The 20,409-nt window shown below is 59.6% G+C and carries 13 protein-coding genes and 6 pseudogenes; 6 read left to right on the top strand and 13 right to left on the bottom strand.

What is annotated here, in order from left to right; all coding sequences use genetic code 11:
• Positions 1 to 10: 10 nt before the first annotated feature.
• The 3 genes and pseudogenes from X743_RS1000000171410 to X743_RS0137210 all read right to left on the bottom strand — a co-directional run.
• On the bottom strand, positions 11 to 979 hold the full coding sequence (locus tag X743_RS1000000171410; RefSeq protein WP_084555637.1) for a glycosyltransferase family 10: 969 nt from the start codon (positions 977 to 979) through the stop codon (positions 11 to 13).
• A 117-nt stretch (positions 980 to 1,096) separates the two neighbouring features.
• Positions 1,097 to 1,287, bottom strand: a pseudogene (locus X743_RS1000000173700) (ISL3 family transposase); the annotation flags it as partial.
• A gap of 770 nt (positions 1,288 to 2,057) precedes the next feature.
• Positions 2,058 to 2,585, bottom strand: a pseudogene (locus X743_RS0137210) (IS5 family transposase); the annotation flags it as partial.
• A 265-nt stretch (positions 2,586 to 2,850) separates the two neighbouring features.
• Between X743_RS0137210 and X743_RS141440 the strand changes: the two are divergent.
• Entirely contained in the window at positions 2,851 to 3,321 is a 471-nt protein-coding gene (locus tag X743_RS141440) for a MucR family transcriptional regulator (RefSeq protein WP_023768670.1), read from the top strand.
• A gap of 227 nt (positions 3,322 to 3,548) precedes the next feature.
• Here X743_RS141440 and X743_RS141435 read toward each other — a convergent pair whose 3' ends face one another.
• Positions 3,549 to 3,761 (bottom strand): cold-shock protein, encoded by a 213-nt coding sequence (locus tag X743_RS141435; protein WP_023679670.1) that lies wholly within the window; start codon positions 3,759 to 3,761, stop codon positions 3,549 to 3,551.
• Between the two features lie 710 nt (positions 3,762 to 4,471).
• Here X743_RS141435 and X743_RS1000000174175 point away from each other — a divergent pair.
• From X743_RS1000000174175 to X743_RS141430, 3 genes are all read left to right on the top strand, one after another.
• Entirely contained in the window at positions 4,472 to 4,657 is a 186-nt protein-coding gene (locus X743_RS1000000174175) for an insulinase family protein (protein WP_023768671.1), read from the top strand.
• Positions 4,658 to 4,739: 82 nt separating this feature from the next.
• On the top strand, positions 4,740 to 4,925 hold the full coding sequence (locus X743_RS1000000174180) for a hypothetical protein (protein WP_023768672.1): 186 nt from the start codon (positions 4,740 to 4,742) through the stop codon (positions 4,923 to 4,925).
• A 262-nt stretch (positions 4,926 to 5,187) separates the two neighbouring features.
• Positions 5,188 to 6,732 carry an NAD-dependent succinate-semialdehyde dehydrogenase gene (locus X743_RS141430; protein WP_198028504.1) on the top strand — a complete coding sequence of 515 codons (1,545 nt, stop codon included), beginning with the start codon at positions 5,188 to 5,190 and terminating at the stop codon, positions 6,730 to 6,732.
• On the opposite strand, the pseudogene X743_RS141425 reads toward X743_RS141430, so the two are convergent.
• From X743_RS141425 to X743_RS1000000172460, 9 genes and pseudogenes are all read right to left on the bottom strand, one after another.
• Positions 6,642 to 7,610: pseudogene (locus tag X743_RS141425) on the bottom strand (IS1380 family transposase); the annotation flags it as partial. The gene X743_RS141430 and the pseudogene X743_RS141425 sit on opposite strands and share 91 nt — an antisense overlap.
• Positions 7,611 to 8,492: 882 nt before the next feature.
• Entirely contained in the window at positions 8,493 to 10,496 is a 2,004-nt protein-coding gene (locus X743_RS141420) for a class I tRNA ligase family protein (RefSeq protein WP_023768675.1), read from the bottom strand.
• A gap of 337 nt (positions 10,497 to 10,833) precedes the next feature.
• A complete protein-coding gene (locus X743_RS141415) occupies positions 10,834 to 11,613 on the bottom strand; it encodes a phytanoyl-CoA dioxygenase family protein (protein WP_023768676.1) in 780 nt (259 codons plus the stop codon).
• A gap of 505 nt (positions 11,614 to 12,118) precedes the next feature.
• A complete protein-coding gene (locus X743_RS141410; RefSeq protein ID WP_348625909.1) occupies positions 12,119 to 13,450 on the bottom strand; it encodes a lysine N(6)-hydroxylase/L-ornithine N(5)-oxygenase family protein in 1,332 nt (443 codons plus the stop codon).
• 240 nt (positions 13,451 to 13,690) lie between these two features.
• Positions 13,691 to 13,819, bottom strand: a pseudogene (locus tag X743_RS01000000169510) (iron-sulfur cluster assembly accessory protein); the annotation flags it as partial.
• Positions 13,820 to 14,596: 777 nt separating this feature from the next.
• Positions 14,597 to 14,954 (bottom strand): annotated as a pseudogene (locus X743_RS01000000169520) (hypothetical protein).
• Positions 14,955 to 15,545: 591 nt separating this feature from the next.
• On the bottom strand, positions 15,546 to 16,064 hold the full coding sequence (locus X743_RS01000000169525; protein WP_348625910.1) for an IS110 family transposase: 519 nt from the start codon (positions 16,062 to 16,064) through the stop codon (positions 15,546 to 15,548).
• Positions 16,001 to 16,414: an IS66 family insertion sequence element accessory protein TnpB gene (tnpB, locus tag X743_RS1000000173705; RefSeq protein WP_245264330.1), complete on the bottom strand. Its 414-nt coding sequence runs from the start codon at positions 16,412 to 16,414 to the stop codon at positions 16,001 to 16,003. The genes X743_RS01000000169525 and tnpB overlap by 64 nt, the downstream gene beginning before the upstream one ends.
• Positions 16,415 to 16,496: 82 nt before the next feature.
• Positions 16,497 to 16,691, bottom strand: coding sequence for a hypothetical protein (locus tag X743_RS1000000172460; RefSeq protein WP_023768679.1), 195 nt, complete (start codon positions 16,689 to 16,691; stop codon positions 16,497 to 16,499).
• Positions 16,692 to 17,099: 408 nt separating this feature from the next.
• Between X743_RS1000000172460 and X743_RS01000000169535 the strand changes: the two are divergent.
• Positions 17,100 to 19,209 (top strand): annotated as a pseudogene (locus X743_RS01000000169535) (prolyl oligopeptidase family serine peptidase).
• Positions 19,210 to 19,328: 119 nt separating this feature from the next.
• Positions 19,329 to 20,024 (top strand): OmpW family protein, encoded by a 696-nt coding sequence (locus X743_RS141400; protein WP_023768680.1) that lies wholly within the window; start codon positions 19,329 to 19,331, stop codon positions 20,022 to 20,024.
• Positions 20,025 to 20,409 lie beyond the last annotated feature (385 nt).

Here is a 20,409-nt window from a genome sequence, read left to right on the forward strand (position 1 = left end):
TTGGAGTACTTCATTCGTCTATCGAAAAATCAACTTCAGGCGATTCGATGTGTATAATTTCTGGCGGTAAGGGTTTATCCTGAACGCTTTCGATGAAGCCCGCGAGATAGGCAAACGTATTGTATTTCTCGAGGACTAGCCGCTTCGCCTCTCTTATTGCGCCGCGACGTTCCTTCCAGAGGTCCGAGTCGATGATTTCTTGAATTTTTTGGATTACGTTCTTGTCCTCTGGGTCAATCAGAACCATAGAGTCCGAAGGGAAGAACCTCGTGATTGCCGGGCTGCCGTAATAGATCGGCATTGTTTCAGCAACGAAGCAGTCCATAAGCTTCTCTGTAAAATAGTAATCGGCACGAGTATTCTCGAACGCTATACTGTAACGGTAAGGTGCGAGTGCGTTCCATTTATCTCCAATCAGCCGAAAACCTCGGCCGAACAGGTCAAAATCGAGCTCCTTTCTCAGCCGTTCCAGAAACGCCAGCCGATATCGATGTCCTTTAAGCAGGGCGATGTCACTGGTAATCCATGAGAGCCGAAGCGGCTTATCCACGACTTCGCTGACCAGAAGTTGGTCATATGTCTTGTTTACCGACCAAGACCGAGTGATAGGTGGAGACAAAACGAATCGGCGCGCTGCGCTCTGCCGAGCAGCCAGCTCTGCGTCACACGTCAGGACGATAGTATTGTTCCCCTGCCCTTCATGAAATGCGCGATGAGCTTTCGTCGGCGGTTCGCCGATTGCAAAAATTGTCCTGTTTGGGCTCGCCTCGATATCAACAGGGAGCCCAAAAAGAGAAGCAGAGTTAAAGACAATATGCCAATCCGGCACGAAGGATGTCGTGCGTACAAAAGCGACATTGTTCCAGATTCCACTGCCCTTTGGAGTGAGATGGTGGATTGCATCATCCAAAACGCCCCAAGAATCTAGACATGTAGCAACAATGGGCGCCGGGCGTTCCGTCAACAATTTGGCCGACAAAGCAGTTCCACTCCCTCACACGTGAAGGTACTCAATCGCCATTCCGGATTGCGGTAACATTGGGCAGCATAAACCTTCCGGGACCCGCTGTCGAGGCAATTGTCGCTTTGCACTTGACTAGGTTCTTCCTCGCTTTGTGTGGTGATCAGGCCGGCTGAGTGGCAGCATGCGTGCCCTAAGGAGTTCGCAGCCCGCTCTGCCTACATGGTACGTTTGATCGTCTTCAGGCGGTTGATCAGCCCTTCCGCCTGGCCGTTGCTCCACGGTAGTTCAATGGCATCGCGAACGGCGTCAGCGTCACGGCGTAGGACCCGACCGAAACGCGTGATGGCGACGAACCCGGAGTTGACGCCACGTCGATCGAAGTGTCGAGCTTGCCCAATTCACAGGCCCCGCAAAATGCCGCGGAAGCGCATGGCAAGGCTGCGCATAGTGGCAAACTCATGTGGCCCCTGCTTCAGGACGTCGACCTTTGTGGCCTGGTTGATCGTCAGCACATCCCGAGGCTTCGTGCAGAGGGCCGGGGCGACTACCGGCGAGATCACACGGCCGGTCGCGGGATTCCATATGGGACAGCGTCGCTGGCTGGTTGACGCGTATGATTGAAGCAGGCGACGCACTGTCCTTGCCCGGCCTCTCGGCGCGGCGCCAGCTTGCGAGAAGCCGCTCCAGACTCGAGAAGCTGCCCGTGTCGCCGCGCTGTTCGATATCGTGGAACAGCTGTCGTCCGCAGCGATTGCTGTCTCTCCAGGACCGGCTAAGGAAACGCCTCGAAATACATTGATGTCCTTGGTTTTACCAGCGGCGGTTCCCAGCAAGAGCGGCTCACCGGGCGATGAACTTACGTCGCTTTGGCCATTGCCAATGAACGTTTGATCCATCGTCCCTGACGCCCACCAGCAAGCGATCACGATCGCTCTATTTCACAGTCCAAAGAAGTAATACTGAGACAAAATACCGCGCTTAGGCCCGAGACTACTAGCAACTTCGACGCAAAGTTAGAGTCCGTTTTGAAATTCACGGATGAGCGTTTCGGCGGATGAGATTGCCGCCCATTGCGACAAGGATCATGNATACCATCCAGGATCGCCTGAGCGCCGGCACTGTCGGAGATGTCGGCGGTGGTGAGATTGACCATCAACAGCCGCCCATCCGTATCGACGGCAATGTGTCGCTTGCGGCCGACAATCTTCTTGCCGGCGTCATAACCCCTTGTTTCAGCTTGCGGAGCCTTGACCGACTGGCTGTCGATCACACCAGCCGTGGGACTGGCCTCGCGCCCGGCTCGCTCGCGATCCAGCATCAGCGCCACGTCGTGGATGGTCTGGAACAGAAAGCGCCGAGCCAACTCGCGGAACCAGCCGTAGACCGTCTGCCAGGGTCCGAAATGGATCGGCAGCATCCGCCAACCGCAACCCGAGCGGACCAGGTAGCGCACGGCGTTGACCACCTCCCGGAAATCAACCTCGCGCGGACGGCCGCGACGCCCAGGCTTGGGCATCAACGGTGCGAACTGCTCCCACTCTTCGTCCGTCAAATCAGACGGGTAGCGCTTGGTCTTCTTGGCAATCTGGGCCATCCGCCCACGGCTCTGCTCTGTCCACATCAACAGCTTGAATCATAACCAAGCCTCAGACGGAACCCATAGCCAGCCGATTTTCAAAACGGTCTCTTACAGCCGGGACGCGTCACGCACCTCGGCAGCGTCGCCAACAACGAGTGGCTCAGCGTCACGACGGGAAATACGGCGCATCGATGTCGCTTCTGGACGAGCATTGGCAATAACGCTGTCGAGACATTGTTGCTTTCGGCGGCAACCGGCCCTATGAAGCGACGCTTCGCTGACTATGTTTCACCGCCTGGAGAGTTTCATGACAGAAGAAGCCGGAAAAAACGTCGACACCCTCATTGAGCTTGCCGCCGATGTCGTGTCGGCCTATGTCTCCAACAATCCGATCCCGGTGGGGGATCTCCCTGCCCTCATCGGCCAAGTGCATGCGGCTCTGAGAGCGACGGCCGGAGGTGTCTCTGCGCAAGAGCCGGTTGCCCTTACGCCTGCAGTCCCGATCAGGAAATCGGTGACACCGGACTACATCATCTCCCTTGAGGACGGGAAGAAATTCAAATCGCTAAAGCGCCATCTGTCGACCCACTATGGGCTGACGCCGGATGGATATCGGGCCAAATGGGGCCTGCCCGCGGATTATCCCATGGTCGCGCCGAACTACGCCGCGGCGCGCTCGTCATTGGCCAAGACGATGGGGCTCGGCCGCAAACCGAAGGCGCCGGCAGCGCCGGAACCTGCGCCGACGAAGCGAACCCGCAAGAAGGTCGCGGCTTGATTTCGGCAATTGAGATTCGTTCTGGAGCGTTGCAGCCATCGGCTTAATCTGCGCGTCATATAAAAAGGCGGGGCCAACCCCGCCTTCCTTTCAAACAACTTTGTTTCATGAGGAGTTCGCGACGCCTGCAGCAATCTGCCGCCCTCAGTTTTTGCTCGCCCCCATCGAGCGGCCGTGAGGACCTCCGGACCTACGTGCCTACTCTTGCCAGGACGCAGGAGAAAATTTCAACCAGCTTTGCTCAGGCTGCCAGCTGAGGACTTGCCAGTGCGGCGGTCCTGCTCGATCTCATAGTTGATCTTCTGGCCGTCAGCGAGGGTCGAGAGGCCCGCGCGTTCGACAGCGGAAATGTGGACGAAAACATCCGGACCGCCATTGTCGGGCTGGATAAATCCAAACCCCTTGGTGCTGTTGAACCACTTTACCGTTCCAGTCGGCATATACTTGTTCCTTCTTTTACAATGCAAACGTGGGCAGGCCATTGGGCCTGTCCGAGTCATAGCCGAGACTTGGGCGCAGCAAAAAGCGAAAAATTGTTAAGCCCCGATCAGCTGGCGCACTCCATTGTGGGCGTACCCCTCTCCGGCAGCGCGCCTAATCGTCTTCCGAAGGAAGAAGATATTCTCAGCCGTGCTCGCGTCGCCTTCAGCCCTGTTCGATCGCCCACAATGTCGGATGCGCAACATGGCAGAGCCCGATTTGTCGACAGCCTCCAATGGTTTTCTGATCTGGCACGGTGCATGCCTGGTCGTCCGCGAGACGTCGCGGACCAAGGAAAATCCCTCCAATGGCCACCTCCCCAAGAACACCGCCGCAGGTCTCCTGGGTCCAGCCGAAGATGGGGCTCGAGTAGGGCCTGGCCCATAATTCATCTGGCTCGGCGCTGCCCGCCGATCCTCCTACGGGGAGGCGAAGACGCAGCGCGTTCAACAAAATGAGGACCAAATCACTTTGCCTCGAACCTTGCCTTTCCAACCGGAGCCATCGATCGCCCCCTGGCTGCGCAAGGCGTTCACTGCCACCGCCCTGGCCTGGTGACGACCGCTCCGGCTCTGGCCGCCACCGACGGCGGCAAGATCGCGGATTTCCTGCTCGGCAATGGCATGGAAGGGTCGACATCCCCGATCACCGCGCGCCAATCATCACTCATATGGTCTGGTACAAGGTCGGCAGCGCCGACGAGCCACCCGGCAAATCCGGACTTGCCCATTTCCTCGAGCGTCTGATCTTCAAGGCGACCACCAACCGCGCCGACAGCGAGTTCGACCGAGCGGTCTCAGTCAGCGGCGGCTACAATAACGCCCTCACCGCCTATGGCTCGTTTTGGGCGAGATGATGGGCTTCGAGGCCGATCGCATGTTCAACCTCATCCTCAACGAGAATGATCAAGACCGAGCGAAACGTGATGAGGAGCGCCGTTGGCGCAGAGAGACGAACCCGCAGGTCTGCTGGACGAGGAGGTCAACGCGACATTGCGGCCGAACCAGCCCTACCGCATTCCGGTCAACGGCTGGATGCAGGAGATGGAGAAGCTGAACGGCACCGACGCATTCACGATCTACAACAAATATTGCCGACCGAACGACGCGGTGGCCGGCACGTAGAACCAGGCGCTGGCCGCGAAGACCTTTGGCAGGGTTGTGCGCGGGCCGGACCTGCCCGCGCGCAACCGCCGGTCGAGCCCGGCTAGTAGAACCGCGACTCATCTTCTAGCGAATTCAGGTATTCTCCCTTTCCAGTTGGCAACCGTGGTCTGCTAGCTGTCTGGCCGAGGTCCTATGAGGAGCTTGGACGTCCGGACTACATACCGAACCTGCTATATACGCCTAGCGTTGAGGAGGAAACCGATTGCCCCTGTGCCCGCCGATGATCCGTCACCTGAGATCCCCTGACCTGTTTAGACCCATCGATCGCCTGCCGGCACTTGGCATGCGGATTAGAGAGCGGACATTCGAGGTTCTCAACCCGTCGACCGGTGAAGTGCTGGCAGAACTACCTGACATGGGAGTCGAAGAGACATGCGCTGGAATCGAGAAGGCCTATATCGCGCAGCCTGGATGGGCAGGGTTTACCGCACGTGAGCGCAGCGATGTTCTATGGCGATGGCATGAGTTGATCATCGACCACACCGACGATCTCGCTGCAATTCTCACCGCGGAGATGGGCAAGCCGCTTGCCGAGGCCAAATCGGAGATATCGCATGCTGCGGCGTATCTGCAATGGTACGCCGAGGAGGCAAATCGCGTCTATGGCGAGACGATCTCCGCACCATCGACGGACCGCCGAATGCTGGTGATCAAGCAGCCCATCGGGGTGGTCGGCACGATAACCCCATGGAATTTCCCGGCCTCGATGGTGGCGCGCAAAATCTCGCCAGCCTTGGCGGCGGGCTGCACGATTGTCCTCAAGCCCGCTGAACAGACGCCGCTCGTGGCTGGAGCAATGTTCGCCCTCGCCCATCAGGCAGGCTTCCCCGAAGGCGTCGTCAACCTGATCTATGCGTCCGAAGGTGACGCGGTCGGCCGCGAACTTTGCACAAATCCCAAGGTCCGCAAGATCAGCTTCACCGGGTCTACTGAGATCGGGCGCTTACTTATGCGCCAGTGCTCGGACCAGATCAAAAAAGTCAGCCTAGAGCTCGGCGGCAATGCACCCTTCATCGTCTTCGATGATGCCGATATCGATGCCGCGGTTGACGGTGCGATCCAGGCGAAGTACCGCAATGCCGGCCAGACCTGCGTTTCAGCGAACCGCCTTTACGTCCAGTCGCGCGTTCACGACGAGTTCGTCGAGAAATTCGTGGAACGGGCTCGCCAACTTCAAGTTGGTGACGGTTTCGCTCCCGGAGTGGACATCGGGCCTCTCATCGACAAGCAGGCTTTGGCCAAGATTGAATCCCATATTGCCGATGCCGTAGCTAAAGGCGGCGCAATTCGATGCGGGGGCAAACGCGTCGGCACGAATGGCACGTTTTTCCAACCAACGGTCCTGACCGGTGTCACCAGCGAGATGACCGTGGCGCAAGAAGAGACATTCGGGCCGCTCGCACCGATTATTCGCTTCAACGATGCGGATCAGGTCGTGCGTGATGCCAATGAAACGATCTACGGCCTCGCGGCGTATTTTTATGCCTCTAACCTGAAGCGTGTCTGGCGTGTCGCCGAGGCCTTGGAATATGGAATGGTCGGGGTAAATACCGGCCGGATGTCTTCGGAAGCGGCGCCGTTCGGTGGGATAAAACAGTCCGGCATCGGGCGGGAGGGATCCCGCCATGGCCTCGAGGACTACCTCGAATTGAAATACCTCTGCATGGGCGGCTTGGTGACGACGAAGCGGATGTCGAGGCCGAGGGTGGTTGCCTCAATGCGAGCGCAGGTGCGGCGTTCGGCCTTCCAGGACTTCGCCTTGTAGCGGGTCTCGGCATAGCCGCGCAGCACAGACTTGCGCTCGAGCGCGCGGCGGGTGCGGATGTCGTCGGCGCTCTCGTCGACGAGCCGCTGCAGAACCTTGTTGCCGGGTAGGCCGAAGAGGTAGTCGATCGCATTGTTCTCGCACCAGGCCATGACTTGGGCCCGGCCGTAATGGCTGTCGCCACGGATCAGGATGCGGGTGGTCGGCCAGCGCGCGCGGATGCGGCGCACGAGACGGCGCAGATGGCCGCGGATCTCCTTGCCCGTCGGGGTCTTGCCAGGACGCAGGATCATCGCGACCGGGCGTCCTGTCGCGGCGTCGTAGATGTGGATCGGCAGGAAGCAACGCTCGTCGTAGTGGGCGTTGAAGAGCGAGAGCTGCTGATGGCCGTGAACGACATCCAGCGTATCATCGATGTCGAGCGTGACGCTTTTCGGCGGCGCGGCATAGCTCGACAGCCACAGATCGACCAGCACCCAGCCGAGCCGGATGACGGTCCTGAGGTCGGGCAGGTTCTCCAGCCGCGAACAGGTCGGCTGCGAGCACAGATCAATCCCGCTGTCGGGCAGCCGCCCGCAGGCGAGCTTGAAGGCCGGATCGGTGCGCAGCCGGTCGAGATCGTTGGCATCCTCGTAGCCGCAGGCGATGGCAAAGATCCGGGCACGCAGGATGTCGGCCATAGCGTGCGTCACGCGCGCTGGATCGCGCGGATCGTGGATCGCAGCGGCCAGCCTGTCGGCCAGTTGCAGGCGTCGCTCGGCCGCGGCCAAAAGCATGACGCCGCCATCCGAGGTGATGCGTCCGCCGTCAAACGCAGCTGTGACCTTCTTGCGTCCGACGGCTGGAAAAGACAGCGGCAGCAACGTATCCTCGGTCATGGCGGGTGTGGCTCGCGAGATGCGGTGGAAGGGTTGGCCTAAGCAACCGAATCCTACGTCAAATCAATCGCTTAAGCTACATCCGTCAGCCTCAAAGCCACATCGTCGTGCATAAGACGGGCTAGCGAGCGATCTCCAAACATGTGAATTGTAGAATCGCTCCTCGATTGGGAACTGAGGGGCGGTCCGCACCCGAGCAAACACGCAATCCTGAGGAGCCCCCTAAAATAGCTGGATGTATCTCTCGACGAGGCAAGCGTCTGCATTTTCGGCGAAGACGGCGCGCATGCGACGCGAGGATACGCTTGCGATTTGGCGGCCCTCGCCGACTATCCTCAGGCGACGGGCTGTCATTGCGCGGTCTGGTTGGAAGCTTGTGCACCAAGCCATCGTCAACGCTGATTGAGCAATATCCGGCTTCAGGGGCAGAATTTGGACCTGCTACATTCCGATCAGCGGTTCTTCGGCTGACTGCCGCGCCGGTACACGCTCGGACAGAATCGAAGGCATTCGCATCCACATTGGTGATCGGCGCACGGTCCAGGGCGCGCCAGCTTGACCAAGCGGGTCGAACCGCATTACAGCCTTGACCGGCTGGAGGACGGAAATCCCGATGCCGAAGAGGTTGGTCAGCCCAGTCGAGCCCACACGGCATTTTCGGCACGAACAGCACGGGCTGGGAAGCGATCGGCCGAGCGGTCCTTGAAGGGGCGGGCCAGGGTTGTTTGACGACGCGTTGGTTCAGGTCAGCTAATCTAGTCTCTACCGTTCAGAGCGGCTTCCCTCGCCAGTGACAGCGAGTCAAGATATTTGGCATCGTCGGCTTTGATTGCCGCGCAGATCTGGTCGAGATGGGGACAGCTCACTGGTGCACCATTGGGCTCATAGTGTTTCCTCGTCATCGAGATGAGGATTGCCGGATTTCGCGTAGAACACCAACACGGGTCCGAGATCAAAGCGCGTCCCGGGCGCAAGGCGCTGGACGGACCGGGGCCATGTTTCGGTTGAGGCGCCATCGATGCCTCGCGCCAGCGTTTTGGCGAAGCGGGGCATCAGCGGAGCGAGTGTCGGTGCCAGGATCGCAGCGGCCGTCGTCTGAAGGGCTAGCGAAGTCCGATTGCGGGCAGGATAGAAACGTCGCGCCGCCGCAAAGTCTCGCGCCCCGCGGTAGATCACGCAATCGCGCACGAAATCGCAGACCTGAGCGGCCGCGCGTCGGACCGAGAAGCCTTCGTCCGAATATGCCCGCTCCATCGCAGCGCGATAGATCTCTATGCGAGCAAAGAAGGCGCGGTCGACTGGGCTCCAGTCGCCTGCATCGGGTACACGGCCGGCAAAATCCTGCTTGATTTCCTGGTCCAACGCATCAAGCCAGTTCAGCCAAATCCCTTGGAAGACCTCCTTCTCGGTGCGGCGCAGCGCGTCCAGCGTGAAATCCGACCGCTCACCTTCCGGGCGTGTCAGGCCCAAATGGAGGCGCACGACGTCGACTGTCTTTGGGCTCAGAACCTCCTTGCCCCAGACCGCATGGCGGCAGCTAGTTGAGAACTTCTTGCCGTCGAGCAGGTAGAACTCGTTGACGTGATAGCGGATGCGTGGCGTCCAGTGGGAGAAGACCTCGGCGTAAAGAGCGGGGTAGAGTAGCGCGTGGTAGAACGAATTGTCGAAGCCGAAGAAATGGACAATCTGCCAGTCCTTGCTGGGCATCTCCGCCTTCCAGTCACGACCCAGCGAGCGGCCGAGCGCCTGGATGTTGTAAAGAAAACCGAAGGCCATCTCCGGCCAGACCCAGATCACTTGCCCCGGGAACCCTTCGGCCGGCAGGCCCCAGTCCGAGGGGTGGGTAATGGGCACTGAAAATTCGCCGCGTTGGCGAAGGCGCGCGAAGAGATCCAAGATCCGTAGCGGGACGCCCGACGCCCTTAGATGCCGGTCAATATTGTCGTAGCATTGGTCCATGGCAAGTTCCGGACGGCGGAGAGAGCCGACCAGCGGCACCTCGGCAGACTGCCGTGACCGCGCTGCACGCAGGTCGTGGCAAAGGTTTGGGGCACCGCATTCCTCGCAGATGTTGCCTGCGGCGGAGCCGCCGCAATCGGGGCAGAGGCCGCCAACATCGGGCTCGTAAAGATAGTGGCCTGTCACGGCATCGAAAAGCGCTGGGCTCTGGCGCAAATCTACAGCCTTGCTGCTCAGAAGGTTCCGGAAACACGTGGCTTGAAACTGGCCGTAACCGTCATCGTCCATTGTGGCTTGGAAGCTGTGGATGTCACAATCGAGAAGTGCAAGCGTGGCGCGAATCTCGTCGGCGTAGTAGCGCGCGACTTTTGCAGGCGTCGATTGATCGGCATCGGCGCGTGTCGCGACGTAGCTCTGGTAATCGTCGCTTCCGGTCAGGTGATAGGCCTCGACTCCTTTCATGCGCAGGAAACGAGTATAGACGTCAGCGCCGAAATAGGGGCCAGAAAGATGCCCCAGATGCAGATCGCCATTTGGCGTTGGCGGCGTGGAGAAGACGAAGATTGGGCCGCGTGGAGCCGTGGTCTTTGCAGCGGCATCAAGGGCGGCCTCGCCGTCTCGCCAGTAGACAGCGACGAAATCTAGGTCTTTGTTTCCGTCGTTTCGCAGCACATGCGCTTCAAAAGGGTGGAACAGAACGACATCGCCCGCCTCGACCGAGATTTCCCCCCGGTCGGTCCTGACATTGCCCGATCCTGACAGGAACACGAACGCCTCGATTTCGTCGTGCCGATGGGGCTCGGATGTGACGCCGAGTCCAACCTTTCCGAATGAAAACCCCGTGCGAGCGCTGCCCGTTCCAAGCGTGGCAGTGTCGATACCGAACGCCCGCGACAGTTCCGTTCGAGAAAACGTGTATTTGCGCATGACAACGAACCTAAGCTGTTGAAGAGTGGGACGGACCTTCGGCTGCCAACGCGACAGCCTCCCGTGCAATTCGTGGACAGAAACGGCAGCCCGACCATTGGCGGCCCGGCCAGGATAGTGCAGCTCTGGGCCGGCAAGCGGGCGACCAAGGGGGGCACTAGTCGGGCTGTAGGCGCACAGAAGACCTGCTGCGACCACCTCCGCAATCCACGTGCCAAAGCGTCGTAACGGGCTGCGGTCGATGCTCCGCGAGCCCGCAAATCAGACGGCCATACCGTCCGCGCATTTTTGAGCGGTCGATCAGTCGTGTGCATGCCTCCGCCTGGCCTGCGTGAGCTCAATCGCGATAGAAGATGCCATTTGGCGGCTTGAGATTGTCGAGATCGGCCACTTTGCCCTCGGGTGGGTTAAGGGCGCGCTTAAGCACGTTATATTCCGCGCGGGTCGGCCCGCCGGTTGAAGCACGCTGGAACACCAAGTAGAGTGTCCGCCGAGAACGATTGCTTTTGTTCGGTCGTGAGTAGTGCGGTGCGTAATCGTCGAAGATGAAGATGTCGCCAGCCTTCCATACTACGGGTTCCCAGGAGAACTTTTCGGCAACTTGAGGATAGATCACCCCACCGGCATCCATAGGAAACACCCCCTTTTCGTGGTTGCCGGGGCTGAAGAAAAGCCCGCCGTTTTCCTCGTCGGAGTCGTCGACGCCTATGGCAACCACCGCATGGACCATCCGGTCGGGGAGTTTGTGTGGAATGTGATAGATGTCCTGATGCGGGAGATAGCCGCCGCTGTCTGGATAGTGGAAAATCAGCAACTCCTTGAGCCTGCGCGAAGCCTCTCCAAGCAAATCCTCGACCGCTGACTTTATGCGCTGATCTTCTAAGAGCAAGCGACGCAATGGATCATGGAAGTCGAGAAAATTCTCCATCTTGGAGGTGATCTTTCGATTGTCCGTCGTCTTCTCGAACCACATGAGCCATTTATCATCGCTAACGGCCCAGCGTGACATATCTTCGACAAAGGTAGAGATATCTTCCTGAGCCGCTGGATCGAAGAACCTTTCGAGCCTGACGTATCCGTCCTTCTGCCACTTTTCTCTTTGTGCATCAGTCAACATGCGAAAGCCTCCTGTTGGAAAGACTGGTTTGGTTGGACATGCCAATTAGGGCGGTCGGGCGCTGATCAAGTTGCGGGTCCACGGAGACGGACTCACGTGATGAGGGAGGCGATGCTAAGTGCGTTCCGCTCCGGCGGATACTGTCCGCAGAAGCTCGGCGCGAGACTGCCTATGTCAGGCTCAGCCGGGTCTAGGGGTTCCGCAAACTGGGCCGGATCAATCGCTTCACCCGGTTCAACCACGACACGCATCGCCAAAGGCTGGCACCATCCGCTACCTGCCGACCCAGCCATGGCCGCCAAGACCACGGCGGTCTTTCGAGTGAGCGACTTGGTACGGCCTTGGCAACCGTAGGGGAAATGCACGCACCCAGAGTGATGCGATGCGCCGCTTGGTCGAAGGGCTTGGTCGGTCACGATGATATCGGAGAAGCCTCCGGGGTTCGCCGCAGCGCAGGCGGGCATCATTCCTAGGATGCCACCGCCGATCATCAAAAGCATACGAGTCATATTCCACTGCCCATTTCTTCGGCTGCGTGGTCGGGCCAGCTCTCGATCGAGGTATGAGTGATGAAGCCAGGATGCTCGGGGTTCGCGCATGGCGCGCGCCCAAGTAGGCTATCGAGGATGCGACGCGCGCGCCAGGCCAGCAAGCTTAGGTTGGGATCGGCCAGGCCGCGCTGCCCGAGGCTCGCATTTTGTACGAAGATGCGTCTGTCACACGGTCCGTCCCAGCTCACCGAAAAATCCTCGCGAATAGCTAATTCATTGTCGATCTGCTCCAAGCGGCCCATGATCGGTTCCAACAAGCTTGGGACCGCGTTCTCGTAACCGGTGGCCAGGATGACGATGTCAGCCGTGACTTCTTCGACCTCGTCCATGCCATGCTGCAGGGTCAGCCTGTGACCCGGTCCGGCGTTGATGCAGTGCGAGACGGTGCAGCCCGGCCGCAGTGTGATGTCGCATCGGTATGGCTCGAAAAATGCATGGCGGTACAGCGCCTGATAGATCGCGCGCAACGTGCTTTCCGAAATGCCGTCCGAAGCAAGCACGAAACGCCGCAGGAGCAGCTTACGCTGCGACTCGCTCATCGCCGCGAAGCGACCCGAAAAGCAGGGCATGAACAACTCGTTTGTGAACGGGCTGTTGTCCAGAGGCAGATAGTTTTCGCGCTGCGAGACCCAAGTGATCGAGGCAGGCCGCCGTTCGTTCGGTAGGCCGACAAGGTGCAACATCACCTCGGCTCCCGACTGGCCTCCGCCGACCACGCAGACATGCTTTCTCCGCACCTCAGGGTGGATGTGCAGTAAAACAGATGAGTGGAACAGGTTGCGTCCGATCCAGCCCTGAAATTGAGGCGGAATTTGCGCCTGCTTGCCAATGCCGACCACAACGTTTCTGGCGCCGAGAACCGCCTTATCGGTCCGCACCTGAAACTCGCCGTCAAAGCGGATTTCGCGCACTGTCTCGCCGCCGCGCACAAGTGGGTTCCTGTGGAAGACCCAGTTCAGGTATTGTTCGAACTCCACTCTGAGCACGGCTTCGAACTGTGCGTTCAGGAAGTGATACAGACGCCCGTTCTCGTGCAGGAAGTTTACGAAAGTGTAGGCTGATCGCGGATTCACTAGAGTGACCAGGTCCTTGAAGTGGCTGACCTGGAGCTCCGAGGAATCGAATGCGATGCCTGGATGCCAGCGGAAGTCGACCTGCCGATCCAGGAACACTGCCCCTTTCCCAACTTGCTCGTGTATCTGACACGCAAGGCTCAAATTGGACGGGCCAGCACCGATCCCAACGCAAGATGACTCCACCTGCTTCCTCCTATAGCGTCTTCCCACTAGGCGGCTTGTTCGCGGCGAATATCGGCCATAGCCATTAGCCTCCGCTCACGGACTTCGAGCCCCAGTCCCGACCGGGCTTGCGAGAATTTGTCCTGCGCGCTCGGGTCTTCGCATGTAGACCCGCGCATTCCAGCGCGGTGACAATCGACGGGTCATGCCGGCGACGTGGGGCAACGACGTTTGTCCTTTCCGCCCGTCTGGATGCCCCCCTCGCCGTCACGCGAGGAGCTTTCCAGGCCCACTAAGGTGTTTGAAGCCGGCGCAATCGCCTGTCTCGACCATGACGCGCCGGCCTTTCGGCGGCTTGATGGCAGGCGAGAGCGCGGTTTTCACTGCGGCGACGGCATTTTCGGTGCGCATGATCATGGACGATGTCTCGCTGATGCGTTCGCAGCGTCCCATGCATGGGCCGTGCCAGAGAAGGAAATTTTATTAAACAATGGGTTGGCGGATTTACGATCCTGTCGGAAATCCGACATTGGGGGGACGCCTCACTGCGGCGCCGATTTGCACGTCGATGTCGCCTTGTTCCGATAGCTAATCGGGCACCTTCTGCACCAGAATACTTCTCTTGTGGAGACCAGCACGGAGTCTTCATGAACGGACAGTGCAGAACCTTCCGTCTCTGCCGGACAGAGTACCCGCACGATCGGCATCTGTTCCCCGCCGACCAGCCGACCGCGTGGCAAAGATTGAGAGCGGCGAAGCTTGCGGCTAACGGCCACATTTCTCCGGTATTTCAGCGATGCATTCCTCAAGACGCTTCAGGCGGCACTTCGCATTGCAGAGTTCATGTCCGGCTTCGAAAGGCCGATGGCGCCCCTGAGGTGTGATCGCCACGAGATCGCGCTCCAGTTCGGCAATGCGCGCACGCAACCTGCCGAGCCTCTTCCTGACGCCAATGCATTTATCCATCCACGCCCGCAAATCGGTCTTCCTGGCAACACCCTAAAAGCTATGCCGGTTATGCCACCGAGACGAAATTTCCGGCAAGCCCACGCTCTAAACATCCGCTAATGCAATCTAGAGAAAGCTTTCTTCCGGAAGAAGGCTGACGCTGGTTGAGGGAAAGCACTAGGAACCCTCGGATCTGACGCGTCGCGTCGGCCGATTGCGGCAGCTCCAAAGCGCAGGGACTGGCCGTCAAGCGCCGGGCAGCGTGCCCTTCATCGACATTGCGAAAACATCGAGCAGGATGGCCAGCCCGACGCCGCACGCGGTCAGGATAAGGCCGGCCATGAAGATGCGGTTGGCGCGTTCGTAGATGGGTCGGCGCAACGAACTCATGTCGAGTAGCAGGGACAGCGCCCGCAACTGCAAGCGTGATGCCGACCAGGATCGGCACAACGGCGAACAGGTCGTAGAGCCGCCATGGCATGGGGTTCGCCGCCCAATGCGTGACGAAGCCGAGCGAAAAGGCAAGCAGAATGCCGACGACGGTGATTGTGCCGTTGCGAAAAATCGTCTCGATCAGCTCTTCCTTCGGATCGTGTTCGTCCAAGCGTCCCTCCTCTCACTCAGCAGTTGCAGGCCTTTGCACGGTCGACGTAGGCTCTCGGGAAATCCCTGTACATCGCCGCCAACTAGTCAAGGGCCGAGGACCGAAGCCGCGAGGCAAACGTTTTTGGTTTGCGCTGGCCTCATCACTTCCTCAGGCGCCATCGGCCTTTGCCGCGAAGTGAACGATGGAAGCGCCGCCTGCCACGGGTGCTGCGCTCAGAGCGGCAGGGTCAAGAGCGTCATTTCAGCTGGAGTGTCTACACTGAAATAAAAAAAGCTGAATGGCACCCTAGGTGTTTGGTCCCGAGCTTTGATGGTGCATTATTTTCTTCCGAATGGAAGGAGGCACTATCGGCCAGGTTCTACACGGCAGCGCCACGACGACAGAGGCAGTCCGTCGAGCAATACAAAATAGTCATGTCTGGACGGCGCCCGCTGATCAAGGGTTGTTTTCAGCGATGGGATTGTGGCGGGTGCGGTCATGTCTCCGGCCTGTTGCTGCGGTCTTGTGACTGCTGGCCCTGATGGTATCCGCTGATCCTTTGCCCTGATCAAGAGAGCGAGCTCGAAGCTCCGACTATGCTGCAGGCTTTCAGGATCTGTCCTCGTCTGTTCCCATCACGTCATTGTCACCCTGGATTCCGGTTCGCGGCCTTTGCCGATGCTGTTGGTACGCCGGTGTGCCGGCATAGTGTGTTGCGTCGCGCATAAGTGCGAAGACGATACGGGCGAGCTTGTTGGCGGTCGCCACGGCGACAAGCTTGAAGGGCTTGGTCTCCATCAGGCGATCCGCCCAGTTTCTCAACGCATCGCCGGAACGCTTGCGATGGAACAGAACGGCATGAGCGCCGACTACGAGCAGCTTGCGCAAATATCGGTTACCCATCTTGGAGACGCGTCCCAGCCGTTCCTTTCCGCCGGAGGAGTTTTGCCGGGGCGTGAGCCCTAAGAAGGCGGCGAATTCGCGCGAACCTGAGAAGGTGGAGATATCCTGGATGCTCGCCGCAAGCGCGGAAGCAGTAATGGGGCCGATGCCGGGAACGGTCATCAGACGGCGTGCCATTTCATCAGTCTTGGCGAGGGCCAGAATAGCCTGATCGCTCTGCCTGATCTCGGCATCAAGTCGCTCAGTTGGCGCACCAACGGCAACAGTGCCGAACGCACGGTCGCCGGGATCATGTCGTTGCCCTCAATGACGAGGTAAAGGCAAACCCCAGACCCGTCCCACCAAACGATCATTACCCTGTCAGCTCTTTTGGCGCGGTAGACGTAAAGCGCGCCGTTGAACGGGTCCGAGCTGGCATGGCGCACCAGTGCCAGAAGTCCGTCGGGACGTTTTCTAAAATCGACCGGATGGCCGGCGACCAACACCTTCACGCCGGCCGGGATCATGCCTGGCGGACCGCGCGTAATCCTGGCCAAATGATCCTGGCCGACATCGGCGCCAGCCCGAATGACCACATCACCCAAACAGATCTCCACCGTTGAAGACGCCGCTTGGGTGACCTCGACAAAGCCATTCGATCCGCATCCCGCTGCGGCGTCACCGCACCGCTCTTGATCGCCTTGCGCCGCCAGCCAACAGCTGCGAGGTCGCCACTCCAGCCTCTCGCGCGATCGCCGACACATTCGCGCCCGGCTTCAGCGTCGCCTCGATCAGAGCCGTGCCTTCGCTTGCGCCGACCAGCGCCACAGACGCTGCGGGCTTGCCTCCGGTTCGGAACCGCCTCAAGAACATGGAAACTTCTATCATTAGACATAGGCGCAGACATAGAAATTGACACCGCAAGCTCCTCGCTCCTTCAGTGTCATCATCTCTCACCCATGATCTGATGCCGCGCCAGATGGGATTGGCTCCGCGCTTACACTAGATCGATCAGGCGCCTACCGTCGCAGTCGTTGTCGGAACTACGACGATGTCGGACATAAGACACAGCGCTATCAAAGTGATCGTATTGTTCTGAAAAGATTTTCCTGGTTGGCACGACACATGCAAGCCTATGCGCAAACGCACTGCCGCGCCGCACCAACTGAGAAGACCTCATCCCATGATCACGCTCGCCGAGCATGCGGTCGCCGCCGCAAACACTGAGCTTTCCCGAGCGGAAGGAAGCCTTTGCGCTGTCATTCTTCAGGTTGTACGGACATGACCGCGTTCGATTTCCGTCCAACTCTGAATGCTCCCGACGATGATCCCTATCTTTGGCTTGTAGATATAGAAGGCGAACGGGCACTTGACTGGACCGCCAGCCAGTCGGCCAGGACACTGGGGCACTTCGATGGAACGCAATTCGAGCGCGACCGCGCGACCCTCACAGCGATGTTCGACCGTCCGGACAAAACTCCCCAGATCAAGCGCCACGGTCATTACCTCTACAATTTCTGGCAAGATGCCCGCAACCGGCGCGGACTGTGGCGCCGGAGCACCCTAGCCGCCTACATGAAGGCGGATCCCCAATGGGAGGCACTGCTCGATCTGGACGCCGTCGCCGTTAGCGACCGAGAGGACTGGATCTGGGGCGGCGCGTCGATCGAGCCGGAGAGATGGGAAAGAGCCGTTCTGCGCCTGTCGCGCGGCGGAAGCGATGCGGTCGTGCATCGCGAATTCGATCTGAAGTCTCTTAGCTTCGTCGCCGACGGTTTCAACCTCGCGGATGCCAAGGGCGGGGTTAATTGGCTCGACCCTGACACGCTTCTGCTTTCTAGTGCGTTTGGTGATGGCATGGCCACCCGCTCCGGCTACGCGCGCACCGTGCGGCTGTGGAACCGTGGCGCGGATCCGCTCACCTCAGCGGTAATCTTCGAGGCCGATTCCGAATCCCTCGGCGTATCTGGTCATTTGGACCGTACTGCCGGGAGCGAGCGCCTTTGGTTCATCGAGACGCCGGCCTTCTTCGAAATGATAGGTCATATCGGCGACAGGAGCGGGCCGAAGATACAGATGGGCCTCCCACGGGACGCCCGCTGGAATGGATTCGGCGACTGGCTGGGGGTAAGGCCGCGCAAGCCGTGGACGGTGGGAGGGGCGACCCATGCCGCCGACGCGCTGATCGGCATCCCGCTTTCCTCGTTCATCGCCGGCGAGCCCAGTCTTGCCGCCCTCTTTGAATCAGGCGACAGGCGCTCCTTGCAGTCATTCTTCTGGAATGACGGGAAGCTCATCATCTCCTACCTCGTCAACCTCGTTCCGCATTTCGAGATGTTCACCCCCAGCCGCCAGGAATGGACGCGCCGAGCCCTGGACACCGTGCCCGCCGAAGGGACTGTTCACCTCTGGTCATCCGATGCGGAACGTCACCAGACCAATGGAGAGGTCCTCGTTTCGGCTCGAGACCCGATCACGCCGCCGCAGCTTTTGCAGATCGACCTCAATACCGCGCCACCTCTCAGCGCCCCAGTGATCCTGAGGCGCAGCCCGGAGCATTTCGACGCATCCGGACTGGCGGTCACGCGCCACGAGGCAGTCTCGACCGATGGGGAGATGATCCCCTATACGCAGGTCGGCCCGGCGAGCGGGAACGGAGATGCCCCGGTTTATCTCACCGCCTACGGTGGGTTCGGCGTATCGGTCCTGCCCTACTACAACTCCTCGATCGGCAAGCTGTGGTTAGAACGCGGCGGCCCGTGCGTGGTCGCCATCATCAGGGGCGGCGGCGAGTTCGGCAGCCGTTGGGACGACGCCGGGCGCAGACAGGGCAAACGCCTCGCCCATGACGATTTCGCGGCTGTTGCCACCGACCTGGTGCGAAGGGGCATTACGCGGCCGAGGCGGATTGCCGCCGAGGGCGCCTCAAATGGCGGCCTCCTAATCGCCAATATGCTGACACGCTATTCTTATCGTTTCGGCGCACTGTTTAGCACAATCCCACTTACCGACATGCATCGCTACACCAAGCTTTTGGCGGGTGCGAGCTGGATTGACGAATATGGCGATCCTGACAAGCCGGACGATTGGACTTTCCTGAAGGAAATCTCCGCCTATCACGCCGCGGCGCCGGGACAGCCCTATCCGCCTATCCTGCTCGCCACCACGAAGCGGGACGACCGCGTCCATCCGGGCCACGCGCGTAAGATGGCCGCGAAGCTCTCGGCTAGCCGGCCGCGCACGGCTAGGGCAAGGACAACCGGGGGCGAACCGCGTTCATTGCGCTGGGTACAATTTCCTTCGCAGTTCGATCGGCTGGCAAACCGATATCGGTCGATGGGTGACCGGTGTCAACACGAGCAACATTTCAATAGTGAGTACGGATTGCTGATCACGAGCACGGTGAAAATATGTGTGCACAGTCACGCGGATGCTCCGTTAATCTCCAGCAATCCAACAGGGTTTTTTCATAGTGCAATCGATCATTTCTGAAGAGCAAGGAGAGATATCATGGCGAGAAAGCAAACGGGCGTGGCGCGGGGAGCAACAGCGGCCGTCGTGCTCATGGTGGTGGGACAGCAAGCCGTTGCGGCCGACCTTGTGCAAGCCCCGAGCGTCCCGCAGGCAGGAGCCTCGGTCCCGGAACGGCCAAGCCCTTGGCAGATCCGCCTGCGTGCGTTGGGGGTCGTCACTGAGGATTCGGGCTACGTCAATGCAGTGCCCGGATCCGGTCTTTCCTATTCGGACACTTTGACGCCGGAACTCGATATCTCCTATTTCTTCACGGGCAATATCGCCGCCGAGCTTATCCTCGGCACCACCTACGCCAACATCGAGGGCCAAGGAGCGATCGGCGCGCTGGGCAATATTGGCAAGGTTTGGCTGCTGCCGCCCACGCTTACATTGCAGTATCATTTTACAGATTTAGGCGCGTTCAAGCCCTATGTAGGCGCCGGCGTGAACTACACGATCTTCTATAACCAGGGTGCCGGCAGCGCCGATGCTCTCAAGGTTAAGAATACGTTCGGCACGGCCCTGCAGGTCGGATTCGACTACATGGTGGATCAACACTGGGGTGTTAACTTCGACGTGAAGAAGCTGTTCCTCAAGCCAGACTTCGACGTAACGGTCGACGGGGCGAAGCTGACTGGAAAGGCGGAGCTCGATCCCTGGTTGATAGGCGCAGGTGTCACCTACCGCTTCTGATGCGCAACGCGAAGGCGGGCTGCTGACAGCCTATCTAAAATGAAGGGCGCCTCGGGCGCCCTTTTCCACGCCGGCGCTGCACGGGCCAGTCGACCGAATAATTAGGGGGGCCTTGTAACTTGGGGGACGTGTCCGAATGGAGGAACGTTCTGATGAATTTATGCAATAGCCATCCAACGCATAGCAGCCGATTGTCGGGTTACTTGAAGAAGCCGTTGTTGAGTGGGCGTTCCGGCTGCAGCCGACAGGTACTTGCCAGTAGCAGCCGACAGGCTGCCCCGCGCCAGGGGCGCGATGCCGAACGGGGTGAGATCACTTAAGCCTCTCGAAGAAGGCGGGGCGCGGTTGACGAACATCCCTGCGGCGCGCGGGGCCGTAGCAATTA

Source organism: Mesorhizobium sp. LNHC232B00 (genome assembly GCF_000502435.1).
Lineage (GTDB): Bacteria > Pseudomonadota > Alphaproteobacteria > Rhizobiales > Rhizobiaceae > Mesorhizobium > Mesorhizobium opportunistum.

What these genes read in the sequence shown, in the direction of transcription:
- X743_RS141440 (WP_023768670.1), top strand. Translation starts at nt 2,851, where the DNA reads ATGACAGAAGAAGCCGGAAAAAACGTCGACACCCTCATTGAGCTTGCC.
- X743_RS141430 (WP_198028504.1), top strand. Translation starts at nt 5,188, where the DNA reads ATGATCCGTCACCTGAGATCCCCTGACCTGTTTAGACCCATCGATCGC.
- X743_RS141420 (WP_023768675.1), bottom strand. Translation starts at nt 10,496, where the DNA reads ATGCGCAAATACACGTTTTCTCGAACGGAACTGTCGCGGGCGTTCGGT.
- X743_RS1000000172460 (WP_023768679.1), bottom strand. Translation starts at nt 16,691, where the DNA reads ATGTTCTTGAGGCGGTTCCGAACCGGAGGCAAGCCCGCAGCGTCTGTG.
- X743_RS141415 (WP_023768676.1), bottom strand. Translation starts at nt 11,613, where the DNA reads ATGTTGACTGATGCACAAAGAGAAAAGTGGCAGAAGGACGGATACGTC.
- X743_RS141400 (WP_023768680.1), top strand. Translation starts at nt 19,329, where the DNA reads ATGGCGAGAAAGCAAACGGGCGTGGCGCGGGGAGCAACAGCGGCCGTC.
- X743_RS1000000174175 (WP_023768671.1), top strand. Translation starts at nt 4,472, where the DNA reads ATGGTCTGGTACAAGGTCGGCAGCGCCGACGAGCCACCCGGCAAATCC.
- X743_RS141435 (WP_023679670.1), bottom strand. Translation starts at nt 3,761, where the DNA reads ATGCCGACTGGAACGGTAAAGTGGTTCAACAGCACCAAGGGGTTTGGA.